The sequence below is a fragment of the Nostoc punctiforme PCC 73102 genome (assembly GCF_000020025.1).
GTDB classification, from domain to species: domain Bacteria; phylum Cyanobacteriota; class Cyanobacteriia; order Cyanobacteriales; family Nostocaceae; genus Nostoc; species Nostoc punctiforme.
This window is the reverse complement of record NC_010628.1, coordinates 7,102,450-7,115,097: the sequence shown is the minus strand read 5'-3', so window position 1 is coordinate 7,115,097 and position 12,648 is coordinate 7,102,450. Positions and strand designations below refer to the sequence as shown.

General features: G+C 42.7%; 11 protein-coding genes. 7 read left to right on the top strand and 4 right to left on the bottom strand.

The genetic code is table 11. The annotated features are described in order from the left end of the window. Positions 1-76: 76 nt before the first annotated feature. Both hrcA and NPUN_RS29120 read right to left on the bottom strand, forming a co-directional pair. Positions 77-1,207, bottom strand: a complete 1,131-nt coding sequence (gene hrcA, locus NPUN_RS29125) for a heat-inducible transcriptional repressor HrcA (protein ID WP_012411997.1) — start codon at positions 1,205-1,207, stop codon at positions 77-79. A 446-nt stretch (positions 1,208-1,653) separates the two neighbouring features. Continuing rightward, positions 1,654-1,986 carry a rhodanese-like domain-containing protein gene (locus NPUN_RS29120; protein ID WP_012411996.1) on the bottom strand — a complete coding sequence of 111 codons (333 nt, stop codon included), beginning with the start codon at positions 1,984-1,986 and terminating at the stop codon, positions 1,654-1,656. Positions 1,987-2,143: 157 nt separating this feature from the next. Between NPUN_RS29120 and NPUN_RS29115 the strand changes: the two genes are divergently transcribed. The 3 genes from NPUN_RS29115 to cysE all read left to right on the top strand — a co-directional run bounded on the left by NPUN_RS29115 (position 2,144) and on the right by cysE (position 5,552). Then, complete coding sequence (locus NPUN_RS29115; protein ID WP_012411995.1) at positions 2,144-3,802, top strand: DUF3352 domain-containing protein; 1,659 nt, start codon at positions 2,144-2,146, stop codon at positions 3,800-3,802. Positions 3,803-4,158: 356 nt separating this feature from the next. Next, positions 4,159-4,650: a hypothetical protein gene (locus NPUN_RS29110; RefSeq protein ID WP_012411994.1), complete on the top strand. Its 492-nt coding sequence runs from the start codon at positions 4,159-4,161 to the stop codon at positions 4,648-4,650. Positions 4,651-4,787: 137 nt separating this feature from the next. After that, a complete protein-coding gene (cysE, locus tag NPUN_RS29105) occupies positions 4,788-5,552 on the top strand; it encodes a serine O-acetyltransferase (RefSeq protein ID WP_012411993.1) in 765 nt (254 codons plus the stop codon). A gap of 222 nt (positions 5,553-5,774) precedes the next feature. Here cysE and NPUN_RS29100 read toward each other — a convergent pair whose 3' ends face one another. Then, complete coding sequence (locus NPUN_RS29100) at positions 5,775-6,359, bottom strand: Npun_F5749 family FMN-dependent PPOX-type flavoprotein (protein ID WP_012411992.1); 585 nt, start codon at positions 6,357-6,359, stop codon at positions 5,775-5,777. Positions 6,360-6,543: 184 nt separating this feature from the next. Here NPUN_RS29100 and NPUN_RS29095 point away from each other — a divergent pair, with 184 nt between their 5' ends. From NPUN_RS29095 to NPUN_RS29080, 4 genes are all read left to right on the top strand, one after another. Continuing rightward, on the top strand, positions 6,544-6,870 hold the full coding sequence (locus tag NPUN_RS29095; RefSeq protein WP_012411991.1) for a hypothetical protein: 327 nt from the start codon (positions 6,544-6,546) through the stop codon (positions 6,868-6,870). After that, positions 6,871-9,810, top strand: coding sequence for a tetratricopeptide repeat protein (locus tag NPUN_RS29090; protein ID WP_012411990.1), 2,940 nt, complete (start codon positions 6,871-6,873; stop codon positions 9,808-9,810). A gap of 15 nt (positions 9,811-9,825) precedes the next feature. Further along, entirely contained in the window at positions 9,826-10,338 is a 513-nt protein-coding gene (locus tag NPUN_RS43705; protein ID WP_012411989.1) for a tetratricopeptide repeat protein, read from the top strand. Positions 10,339-10,838: 500 nt separating this feature from the next. After that, complete coding sequence (locus NPUN_RS29080; protein ID WP_012411988.1) at positions 10,839-11,240, top strand: endonuclease domain-containing protein; 402 nt, start codon at positions 10,839-10,841, stop codon at positions 11,238-11,240. Positions 11,241-11,439: 199 nt separating this feature from the next. Here the strand turns inward: NPUN_RS29080 and NPUN_RS29075 are convergent, their stop codons facing one another. Next, positions 11,440-12,282: a tetratricopeptide repeat protein gene (locus NPUN_RS29075; protein WP_012411987.1), complete on the bottom strand. Its 843-nt coding sequence runs from the start codon at positions 12,280-12,282 to the stop codon at positions 11,440-11,442. Positions 12,283-12,648 lie beyond the last annotated feature (366 nt).

Below are 12,648 nucleotides of genomic sequence, written 5' to 3'. Positions count from 1 at the left end.
GCCACTACAAATTAGGCTATCTATCTGCGATCGCATTATTCATTCGTCTAGACTCGTAGCAGCTTATCCCTAAACTTTACGGATTGAAATAACTGAAGGCTTCTGAGAGGTAATCAGCAGCAGATGCTACAACTGCGATCGCACTTTCATAATCTAAGCGCGTTGGCCCCAAAACTCCCACACTTCCTACTGGTATTGAACCTCGGCGATAGTTCGAAGAAATCAAAGTACAGGTGCGTATCGGTTCTAATGGATTTTCTGCGCCAATGCGAACCGTTACCCTTGACTTACCAATATCCTCCGGTTCTGGTTCCTCAAATATTAATCGCCATAGTTGGTCTTGTTCTTCTTCCAGCAGGTGGATAATCGTTTGTACTTGCTGTAACTGGGAAAATTCTGGCTGGCGCAAAACTTCTGACACGCCCCGAACCATAATTTGTGTGGCAGTCGGCGCAAGAGTGCGACGAGTCAATTCGGCAACTGAATTTTTCAAAAATTCTCCGTAGCGTTGGAATTCCTGATCTAGTTCGCTCCAGTTGAGGTTGGCTAATTCCAACAGACTTCGCCCTCGCAAGTGGGTATTCAAAAAGTTAGAAACAATCTGCAACTCGCGATCGATTACCTCTGAATCTCGTTGTGTCTCTTCTGGTATTGGCGACAAATCCATTAACTTAGAATGTGTCTCATAACCATCGGTAACAACAATTAACATGATCCGCCCAGCTTCAATTTGCACTAATTGCAGATGTCGCAATAGTGCTGTTGTAGTTTGCGGCATAGTTATCAAGCTAATGCAACCACTCAAGGTTGCTAAAATTTGCGCGGCTCCTTGCAGTAGGGTTTCTAAACTCCGATCTTCCCACTGGAGATGTTTTTGCAATGCCACCTCTATTTCTCGCCCTAAAGTTTCTGTCCGCGTAGCGTCTGTCTGCGACACGCTGCGCGAACGCAGAGAAGGTGTAATTAGCTGGTCAACATAAATGCGATAGCCTGAATCTGAAGGTACACGTCCAGCAGAAGCGTGTGGTTGGTAGAGTAATCCAGACTTTTCTAAAACGCCCATCACATTGCGAATTGTGGCTGAACTTACACCCAGGTCGTACTCTTCGACCAAAGCCTTTGAACCAACAGGCTCTGCCGTAGCAATGTAGTGACGTACCGTTGCCCAAAGTATATGCTGTTGCCGATTTGTTAACTGGACTTCCATAGGATATGTTTTGCTAGAGGCAAATTTTAATCAAAGTCTGGAGAAATTTCTGGATTTGATTTAAACAAGGAATATTAATAATTTATTAAGATAACAAATTATACAATTTTATTGTGATAATTAATTTTAAGGTTCATGTATACCATTCTTTAAAAGTGCGCTCTAAATAGAATCTAGGCTTTGCATCAAAAGCTAAGAGTTTGAATTTACAACACTAGTTTCTGGCTTATTTTTGCATAATTCTACACTTAGAAAAGTATTGTTGTATACGTATTTTTGCGGCTATTGCAGCTAAGATTTGAGTCGAAAAGTTGCGTAAGTTATGTAGCTATTGGAGAAAGTTACAAACTTTCCTGGCGAGTCCCCAAGCTAATTTAGTGCTATTTTCACAATAGCAAAAGCCAGATGGAATTAAGTTCCATCTGAGTAATGCACCTAAACAAAAGCTAATACTGGGGAATTGAATGGTCTACTAAGATGGAGTAAGCATCAATACCACCGGAAATATTTTGCACATTTGTAAAACCTTGAGCAATTAACCACTGACACATTTGGGCAGAGCGAATACCGTGATGGCATAGCACAAGGGTTTCAGCTTGAGGATTGAAGAGGGTAGGTATTTCATGTCCCCATTCGGCAAATTGACTCAAGGGTAGGTTGACAAAGCCCTCAATGTTAGCGATCGCCAATTCTTCTGGTTCTCGGACATCCACTAGCTGTATACTTCCATCACCAGAGGAAAGACGTTGTGCCAGTTCTTCTACACTAATCTGGTTCATGGGTTGACTAAAAGAATTCCCTATAAACAGTCCTAATCTTATTTATGGTGACAGAAAATCTCTGCCTTTGCATGAGTATCGATTCTCAAGAAGGCTGATAAATTCTGGTAGGCTTTCTGCTTAAATGGCTGTAAACCGTCTTTTTTAAAGGTTTAATGTGAATAGGCAACGCTCATTTATTGGTTTTATCGTAGCAGGTGCGATCGCATTGCTAATTGCGATCGCTGGCTTTTACTGGTTTTTCGCCAAAAATCCGGCTAACCTCATTGCTTCTACCTCTGAGCCTGGTGCAGCCATATTCGTATCAAAACTTTCGCCAGCAATGGTTTCACTGCTGACGAATCCCGATCGGTTGCAGGTGTTGGAACGTGAAGAGGAACTATCTAAACTCAAAACCAGTTTATTAGCCAAAAGTGGCATAGATTATAAACAAGACGTTCAACCCTGGTTAGGGAATGAAATTACATTAGCTATCACCACCTTAGATATCGATCGCGATCCAGAAAACGGACAGCAGCCAGGGTATCTGTTAGCACTAGCAACCAAGCAATCTGAGAAAAGCCGCGAGTTTGTTGAATTGTTGTTTTCCAAACGAGCCTTATCTGGGGCAACCTTAGCTGTTGAAGAATATAAAGGCATAAAGCTGATTTATGACAATTCTCAACCAGAGCAGGATTTACTTGCAGGTGCGGTTGTTGGTGAAGGCTTTGTGTTGTTTGCCAACGATCCGAAAGTCTTGAAAGACGCGATTAATAACGTCCAAGCGCCCGATCTGAATTTAACTAGCTCCCCCGAATACCAAAAAGCTACCAAAGAACTGCCCAAAGGGGGTTTAGCTGTAGCGTTCTTAAATCTTCCCGTTGTGGCAAAATGGCAAGGCTTAGAACTTTCAGAACAACTTTATAACAGTGAAATTATTTCTCTGGCGTTGAATCCCAAAGGATTGCTAGCAGAAACTACATTTTTGACTTCATCAGAAATTCTTACTCCATCTGCACCACTATCTAAACCTGTAGGAGCATTGCAGTATGTTCCAGCGTCGGCAGGTTTGGCGATTTCTGGCTCAAATTTAAGTAATTTGGGCGAGAGCGATTTAGCTAAACTTTGGAAACAAGCAACAGCTACTATATATGGTTCTGGGGAAGATGTGGTTTCTCGGTTAGCCAAACCTTTAGTGGATGTTCAAAAACGCTGGGGAATAAACTTACCAGAGGATATTTTTAGTTGGGTACAGGGAGAATATGCCATAGCATTGTTACCTGAGAAAGAGCAAACAACCCCTCATTGGATTTTTGTGGTGGAAAAATCCGAGAGTGTAGAACAAGGTATTGCTCGTTTGGATGCGATCGCATCATCCAATGGACTCAGCATTAATCCTCTGACTATAGATAAGCAAAAAGTCTCCGCTTGGACAGAGTTAACTACGGCGGCTAAAAAAAGTGATGCTAAAGAAGGAGCATCTTTCAGTATTGAAACAAAAGTGCGGGGATTGTATACAACTTTAGGAAATTACGAAATTTTCACTTCTGACTTAGAAACGATGAATGAAATTCTCACAACTAAGGATAATTCCTTAATTGACAATCCCAATTTCCAAGATAGTATTGCTGCAATTCCCTTACCAAACCAAGGCTATATATATCTTGACTGGACAAAGAGCCAGAATTTATTAGAGCGTCAAGTACCGATTCTCAAGCTAGCGGAAGTTTTAGGGAAACCGTTTTTTGATAATTTGCGATCGCTCACAGTTAGCAGTTATGGAACTGACACGCGATCGGTCAAAGGTGGCGTTTTCTTCCAACTCAAGAATTCATGAGATTTTCATAAAAGCTCAAGTGCAGAAGGTTAAAAATTATTTTATCTTCTGCCTTTTTCTGTACCGTAAGATTTTCGTAAATTTACTGTATTATTTGCTATTTAAATCGTCCGTTAAGGGTTTTCTTTAGGAGGCAAGATCCTGCGTCCAACAGAGGTAATCACATCCAAATCATCAGTTGAAGAATGGTCGCTGCTGCTTATATCAAGAGACAGCCTAGCAATTAGCTGTTTGCTTTAAAAACCCTTTATTGTGGTACATTTTAATGTGGCACAACCAACGAAAATTTCACTGGAATTTTTTCATTAGAATATGTATATATCATTACTAATTTAACAGCCTGTTGGAGGGCTACTATGAAATTTTGTCGCCCCCGACTTCAGTTTAGCGGCGGCTGGTTGTTGGCTATACTTGCCACCATCACCGCTACACCTGTAATTGCAGAGACAGCAGCGAATTTTGGTACTTTTACCGTGTCAACATCTAATCCAGCACAAGGAACAGTGCAGGGGTTTACAGGTGGTTCTTACTCATTGTCTGCCATAAGTAACCGCGATCGCGACCAAAAAGCCTGTATTGGTTTTGCCGATCCTAATCCAGATCACATTATGGTTTTGGAAAATGACTTTTCCCAGCTAACAATCAAAGTCGATAGCAACAATACCGACACAACTTTACTCATTCAAGGCCCAGATCAAAATACGATTCGCTGCGGCGATGATACTGGCAAAAGAAAAGATGCTAGCGTTAGCGATCGCAACTGGAAAAGAGGTACTTATCGGATTTGGGTAGGTACATTTAATTCTGGGGTCAAGCGTGATTATACTCTGGCAGTGGAGCAGCAGTAATAGGGAGTGGGAAGTTAGGAGTGAAGAATGAATAACTAATTCCCAATTCCCAATTCCTCATTCCCAATTTTTATGTGTAACACCTGAGACGATAATATGGGAGAGTAGCTTGTTGTGCTTTCCGAGGGTGCTATCTCGTGCTATCTATACTGCGTGCTGACTTTCGTATCATATTTGAACGTGACCCAGCTGCCCGTAACTGGTTGGAAGTTTTATTTTGTTACCCTGGTTTGCAAGCCCTGCTATTCCATAGGCTGGCTCACTGGCTGTATACGGTTGGTCTTCCCTTTATTCCTCGTTTAATTTCTCACTTGGCTCGGTTTTTGACTGGAATTGAAATCCACCCTGGTGCAGTAATTGGAAAAAGTGTGTTTATTGACCACGGTATGGGTGTAGTAATTGGTGAAACTACGATCGTGGGAGACTATGCCCTAATTTATCAAGGTGTTACCCTTGGAGGTACTGGTAAAGAATGTGGCAAACGCCATCCAACTGTTGGTGAAAACGTCGTAGTTGGGGCTGGAGCAAAGGTACTGGGCAATATCCAAATTGGTAATAATGTTCGTATTGGCGCTGGGTCTGTTGTTCTAAGGGATGTACCTTCAGACTGTACTGTGGTAGGGGTGCCTGGGCGCATCATGTATCGTTCTGGAGTTCGGGTTTCACCTCTTGAACACAATAACTTACCAGATTCAGAAGCTCAAGTAATTCGTGCTTTAGTAGACCGGATTGAGGCGTTGGAAGAACAAATACAAACTCTTCAGCGCACCAATTCTTCAGAAAAAACTCCTGTTTTAGTGGGTTGTTTAGCCACCAAAGAGGATGAGCCAACCCACGATCCTCGCTGGTGCAACCTCAAAGATAAGACCATCCAGCAATTTCTAGATGGTGCTGGCATTTAGTTAAAAGTCAAGGGTTAAGGGTCAATGTTTAGCCCTTTCAAAGTGACTCGTAAAATCTCTTATTTTTTCTCAGCGATCTCTGTGCCTCTGTGGTTTAAAAGTATTTTTTCTAACCACAGAGGCACAGAGTACACAGAGTATAGAGCTTATAGAGGAATCTATTTAGCAAAATTTTTACGCACCTTGGAAGGCGTAGGGTCAATCTTTTGACTCTTGACTAAATCACGGATTAATTGCTTCGCTAGACCACTCTTGCTGGTCATTACGGTGGTAAAGCCATCTATTTTGTGGTTCGCCGCGTAATTCTAAATGGTCTACTTGCACCGGATCGAGTAGCAGGAGACAAAAATTAGGTACTGGCTCAATAGGATCGGGTGGTGATGGCTCAAAGGCCCCTGATTCTTTGATTCTGGGTTTACCAGGATAGGGCCAACCAAACTGTAAACGCGCCGCATCACTTAATTCTTGCCACATTGCGATCCGGGCTGGCTGTAAATCCTGGTGAGAATCATCACTGCTGATTAGGGTCAAATCGCCAGCCATGCGGAATTGTTCTCGTGTATTGGGAAAGTACCAGCAAATTTCTGCCCAAGGTTGTTGCTGTATCTGGTCGGCTTTGGCGCTACGAGTATCGGTGATAAATCTTAGCTGGTTTGTATCTTCCAGGAAGCCGCGAAAGACTAGGGTACGATTAGCGGGACGGCCATTAGGTTGCACTGTTGCTAGTTGCAGGTAACGGGCATAAACAAGGCTGCGGTTGCGATGGAGCGCATGAGCGATCGCACCTCGCCAAGGAGCAAGAGACATATCAATTAAAAATTAAAAAAGTCAGATTTAATCTGGGTTTCCAGGTTTGGGTCTGTTGTTTTATTTTAGACAATTGGTACAACACTAAGTAAATATTTTGCAATTCTCTCTGTGTATGAGCGGGAATGTTATCCCCAATTCAACGGATAATATACAGAATCTTGTATAAATTCGTAGGTATTTAATGGCAGGAATTCAAGTCGGTATTGAGGGTGAAGGCGCACCAGCAGCAGCCGAGGCTTTGTTAGAAATTCCTGAAATATCGGGAAGCTATGAAGTTCCGACGCAAAGAGAGGGAACTCTCGCCGCCATTGCTACTATTATTGGCATTGTCGGTGGTGCTGCGGCTTTAGCTGAACAAATTCGCAAATGGTATCAAGAATGGCATAAATCTCATCCAGGTAAGCAATTTGATGTGGTAATTCTTGACCCTGATACTGGAAACAGGATTTTACTCGAAGATGCTACTCTAGAGGAAATCACGGAAATCCTCAAATCTCTCAGCAAATAAGTGCAAACTATCCGCATTCAACTTCGGGAAAGTACGCAGGAAACAGTTGAACTCAGGTATTGGCTACCTCAAAAAAATCACTATGAATCACGTCGTCTGAAATTGGCAGAAATCGCTAATTTCCTCAAGCAAGGAGAACGAGATTACTATAAACTGCTGCCTAATTTACCAGGAATCGGGCACCAGTTATTTTTTTGGTTAGATAGCGATGGACGCTGGTTGAGTCGGGGAATTGCTGACTGTCGCGGTGAGGGGTTGGTAATTGCCATTGATACTGATAAAAAATTGGCACATCTACCTTGGGAAGTTCTGCATGATGGTGAGGATTTTTTGGTCAAGCGGGTTAATCCGGTGGTTTTGCCTCTGCGCTGGATTGAGAAAGAAACGGCAGGGTTTCTCGTGGAACCACGACAATTGCGAGTATTGTTTATGGCAACCGACCCGGAAGACGTGGAACCAAAGTTAGAGTTTGAACAGGAAGAGGCGAGAATTCTGGCTGATACGCGAGATTTTGCTGTAGATTTGCGGGTGGAAGAAAGCGGTTGCGTTAGCGAGTTGGGTAAGGTGTGGAGTCGGTATTTTAATGACTTTGATGTGTTTCACCTCACAGGACACGCCTCAATTAAAAGTGAAGCACCTTACACGCCTTACTTTATCACTGAGACGGAAGTTGGAGAACGCCACGAAACCACAGCCGCAGAACTCGCCGAAGTCTTCCGGTTTCGGTTTCCCAAGTTGGTGTTTTTGTCTGGGTGTCGGACTGGACAAGCACCAGATAAAGGCGCTGTCCCTTCTATGGCTGAGGCACTTATTGAACAAGGGGCGATCGCTGTTTTAAGTTGGGGGCGACCTGTGGAAGACCGGACTGCTACAGCCGCCGCCGCGCATCTCTACGGCAAATTGGCAGCCGGATATCAATTAGCCCAAGCACTCGCTAGCACTTACCAGCAGTTGTTTAAACAGAAAGTGCGTGACTGGCATTTATTACGGTTATATATTCAGGGAGAATGTCCGGGTGCGTTCGTGGAAGTGTGGGGAGATTTGCCACCCTCAGCGCCGGAACCTGCATACCAACAGTTTTTAGATCCCGATACCCAACAGGTGCGGGTGGCGAAACCGTATGAATTTGTTGGCAGACGGCGGACTTTGCAACGTTGTCTCAAAGCTATTCGCACTTCATTGGGGGTACTCATCCACGGAATGGGGGGTGTGGGTAAGAGTACTGTGACGGCGCGACTTCTAGAAAGGATGGTTGGCTATCACAGGCTGGTGAACTTTCGGCAACTAGATGAGGACAAATTGCTCAAAACCCTTGCTGAACAATGTACCTCGGAACGGGGGCATGAAATTCTCAATGGCAAATTACCGTTGATGCAGCGCCTCACCAAGTTTTTCACTGAAGGACTCAATACCAAAGAACAGCGCTTTGTTTTTGTGCTGGATGACTTTGAGGCGAATTTGGAATTACGCAATGGGGTTTATTTGTTGCAACCACAAGTTGTAGATGTACTGCTGGCGTTGCTGAAGGCGATGCAAAATTCCCAACTTCCCCACAAGGTAATTATTACCTGTCGCTACGATTTCACATTGTCGGAACTGAATCATCGTCTGTACCGCGAACCTCTGGGGGCTTTGGGTGGGGCAGATTTAATTAAAAAGTGTAATCGTCTGGATTCGTTTAATGGCAGTTGGCAATTTCAGCCAGATTTGCCGGAACGTGCCAAACAAGCAGCAAATGGAAATCCTCGGCTGTTGGAATGGTTAGATAAGATTTTGCAAAATTCCCCGAAGTCGGCAGAAGCGGAGAGGGGAGTTGAGATGATTCTGCAAAAGATGGCAGATAAGGAAAAGGAATTTCGTGAGGATATTTTGGCACAGGAATTGCTGAAGCAGCAAACTCCAGCTTTGCGTCTTATGCTGGGGAAGTTGTTGGTGTATGAGTTACCTGTTCCTCAAGCTGCTATTAAGCCGATTTGTGAGGATATCTCAAGTTGGGAAAGTCATATTCAACGCGCTGAAATTTTGGGTTTGTTGGAAGTTACGCTGACTAACAACACAGAGAGGTTGTATCGTGTTCCCCGGATTTTGTCACCGTTGCTAGAGTTTCCAGAAAACCCCAAGGGTGAAGAGTTGTATAAACAAGCTGCACAAATTTTGTATCGTCTGTGGTGGGAAGAGGAAACTGCTACGGAGTCACAAAAGTTAGAAATTCATCGCTTGGCTTTGTTGGGGAAGGATGAAGAAATTGTGGGGAAAATAGCTAGTTCATTGGCGAACCACTTGTTGCATCAAAGCCGTTTTCGGGAAGCAATACATCTGTGCAAATCAACATTAGAAATTACTAAAAATCATAGTGTTCTCAAAGAAATGGCTTATTCTAAACACCAAATGGGTGAGGTTGATCAAGCATTAAGCTATTACCAACAAGCTTTAAATTTTTGTCCCGCAGAAGACGAAAGAGAATTAGCATCAATTTATCAACATTTATGTATGCTTAAAGACGACAAAGGGGATGTGGATGAAGCGCTCGCACTCTGCAATCAGTCTTTAGAAATATTTGAACGCATTGGAAATGTCCAATGCAAAGCGGAAGCGTTGGGCTGTCTGGGAAATATCTACGCCGGCAAAGGGGAAGTGGATGAAGCGCTCGCACTCTACAATCAGTCTTTGGAAATAAGTGAACGCATTGGAGATGTCCAAAGCAAAGCGGTGACGTTGAGCTGTCTGGGAAATATCTACGCCGGCAAAGGGGAAGTGGATGAAGCGATCGCACTTTTCAATCAGTCTTTGGAAATAAATGAACGCATTGGTAATGTCCAAAGCAAAGCAGCGACGTTGATCCAACTGGGAAATATCTACGCCGACAAAGGGGAAGTGGATGAAGCGCTCGCACTCTATAATCAGTCTTTGGAAATATTTGAACGCATTGGAAATGTCTGAGGCAAAGCGGTAACCTTGCAAGAACTGGGATCTATCTACGCGAACAAAGGGGAAGTGGAGCAAGCGATCGCACTTTTCAATCAGTCTTTGGAAATAAATGAACGCATTGGTAATGTCCAAGGCAAAGCAGCGACGTTGCACTGTCTGGGACTGATCTACGTCAACAAAGGGGAAGTGGATGAAGCGATCGCACTCTACAATCAGTCTTTAGAAATAGAAGAACGCATTGGGGATGTCCAAGGCAAAGCGGCGACGTTGAACAATCTGGCAGGTATCTACGCGAACAAAGGGGAAGTGGAGCAAGCGATCGCACTTTTCAATCAGTCTTTGGAAATAAATGAACGCATTGGTGATGTCCAAGGTAAAGCAATAACTCTGTGGTGCTTAGGAGATTTGGCAGAACAGCAGGGTGAATATACTAAAGCGATATCCTATTTGCAACCAGCTTTAAAGATTTTGCAGCGATTGAAGTCACCGTATGCTGAAAGTGTGAGTGCAAGTCTTGATAGAGTAATGCATAATTCGTAATTCGTAATTCGTAATTACAGCACCAAAAGATTTTTTATCTCACGCAAAGACGCAAAGAAGAACGCGAGAGTGTTTTCTAAATCAATGAAATATTGCTGTAATGAGTCTTTAATACTCGTGGACGAGTCTTTTATACTCGCGCGAGAGTCTTTGATACTCGTGGATGAGTCTTTGATACTCGTGAATGAGTCTTTGATACTCGCGGACGAGTCTTTGATACTCGCGGACGAGCCTTTGATACTCGCGGACGAGTCTTTTATACTCATGGACGAGTCTTTGATACTCGTGGACGAGTCTTTGATACTGATTAATGTACTGTGCAACTTCTTTCTCTCAAACTTAACCCCCAATCTCTTACCTACAAGGGACGCTATCGTGTACACACATCTAGATGCTGTGTAGAATGTGGTTTGATCCCCCTAAATCCCCCTTAAAAAGGGGGACTTTAAGAACTTTTTCCCACCTTTTCAAGGAGTGTAAAGGGATAAACACTAGAAACTATGATGAACAACCTCAACAGTAGCAATTTCCATTTACCTTACAATCCAAAGCTTGTAGAAAGAGCAAAAGAACTTCGCAAAAATATGACCCCAGCAGAAAAAAAGCTGTGGTGTGAATATCTGAGTGATTTTCAATTTCGGGTTTTAAGACAAAGACCAATTAATCATTTTATAGTTGATTTCTACTGTCCTACTTTACAAGTAGTTAAAATTGATGGGGATAGCCATTTTACAGATGAAGGTCAAGATTATGACATAGAGAGAACACATATTCTAGAAGGCTATGGTTTAAAGATTATTAGGTTTACAAATAGTCAAGTTTTAAATCAATTTGATAGTGTGTGTGAGCAGATACAGGGTTTAATCCCTCCTAAACTCCCTTTTAAGGGGAAAAATTCTTAAAGTCCCCCTTTTTAAGGGGGATTTAGGGGGATCTAAAACGTTTTGCTACCGACCAGAGGACTTTTAAAACATCCTCTTAGGTTAAATCAGGATCTATGCCGAGCGATCGCAACATGTTGTTTGTTTTGCTGGGGTTGTTGAGCGTATTTCATCTTTGCTTCTGGTGTTAAAAACCAACACCTGCTCCCTGTTCTTTTGCCTACTGTCTCAGTTCTTTGATGTTTTTCATCACTTGTTGGTATAAGTCGTTGTTACCCTGACTTTGAAAAATGCTCGCTGCTTTTTCTAAATCTTTGAGTGCCCCCTGTCTATCTCCATTGGTGGCGCGGGCATTTCCTCGGTTATTGTAGGCAGGGGCAAAGTTAGGGTTGAGGCGAATGGCTTGATTGTAATCTGCGATCGCACCCTTTGGATCTCCATTGGCAGCACGAGCATTTCCTCGGTTATTGTAAGCGATCGCATATCTGGGATTCAGGCGAATCGCTTGACCGAGATCGTCTATTGCCCCTTTTCTGTCTCCATTGGCGGCGCGGGCATTTCCTCGGTTGTTGTAGGCTTCGGCGTAGTTGGGATTCAGGCGAATCGCTTCACTGTAATCTTTAACTGCTTCTCTGTTACCTTCTAGTGAGGCGCGGGCATTGCCCAGGTTATTGTAAGCTTCAGCGTCGTTAGGGTTAATGCGGAGGGCTTGATTGTAATCTGCGATCGCTTTTTCTTTGTCTCCCAAATCAAAGTAGGCTAATCCCCGTCCGTTGTAAGCTGCGCCATATTGAGAGTTTTGACTAATTGCCTTACTATAGGAAGCGATCGCAGCTTGTAAATCGCCGTTTAAATGCTGATTCTTTCCTTGAAGATAGAATTCCCCACCTCTGGATGCTGTAGCTGAACGACGGCTAGGTGTACTAACTCCTATTTCTGTTACCAAAACACTGTCATTCTTGCTACAAGAAACACTGCTAATTGCTGTCAATGTAGTAAAAATAGCTATAGTAAATACTTGATTTACCCTTGTTCGCTTTTGTCTAAATAAACGCCGTCTCATAATTTAATATAAACTGCCATAACACCTGAACGCAATTAGTACCAAAATCTAGATTTTAATTCTTTAACTCAATGGTTATTCTAACTTTGGATAGACGTTTCAAGCCAATTAACAAATTTACCAGATATTTAATATATTTATTTAATAGTTATATTAAGGGAAAAACATCAATTATAAAGTATAAAAATTGTCAATTCTGCTCTTTGTTATTGTCATCTCTCTACTTCTTGACAATGGATTTCTGAGTAGAAAGCTACTGTGTCTCATGTTTTTTAAGATACTTTTTGAAAAAAATATATTTGAAATCTTAAGATTTGCTATAAACGATAACTCCATAAATTCTGACATTTGTAGCCTTATGGATAA

Bases quoted from the DNA above. Each gene is read 5' to 3' on its own strand.
- hrcA (WP_012411997.1), bottom strand. From the start codon at position 1,207: ATGGAAGTCCAGTTAACAAATCGGCAACAGCATATACTTTGGGCAACG.
- NPUN_RS29120 (WP_012411996.1), bottom strand. From the start codon at position 1,986: ATGAACCAGATTAGTGTAGAAGAACTGGCACAACGTCTTTCCTCTGGT.
- NPUN_RS29110 (WP_012411994.1), top strand. From the start codon at position 4,159: ATGAAATTTTGTCGCCCCCGACTTCAGTTTAGCGGCGGCTGGTTGTTG.
- NPUN_RS29100 (WP_012411992.1), bottom strand. From the start codon at position 6,359: ATGTCTCTTGCTCCTTGGCGAGGTGCGATCGCTCATGCGCTCCATCGC.
- NPUN_RS29095 (WP_012411991.1), top strand. From the start codon at position 6,544: ATGGCAGGAATTCAAGTCGGTATTGAGGGTGAAGGCGCACCAGCAGCA.
- NPUN_RS29080 (WP_012411988.1), top strand. From the start codon at position 10,839: ATGATGAACAACCTCAACAGTAGCAATTTCCATTTACCTTACAATCCA.
- NPUN_RS29075 (WP_012411987.1), bottom strand. From the start codon at position 12,282: ATGAGACGGCGTTTATTTAGACAAAAGCGAACAAGGGTAAATCAAGTA.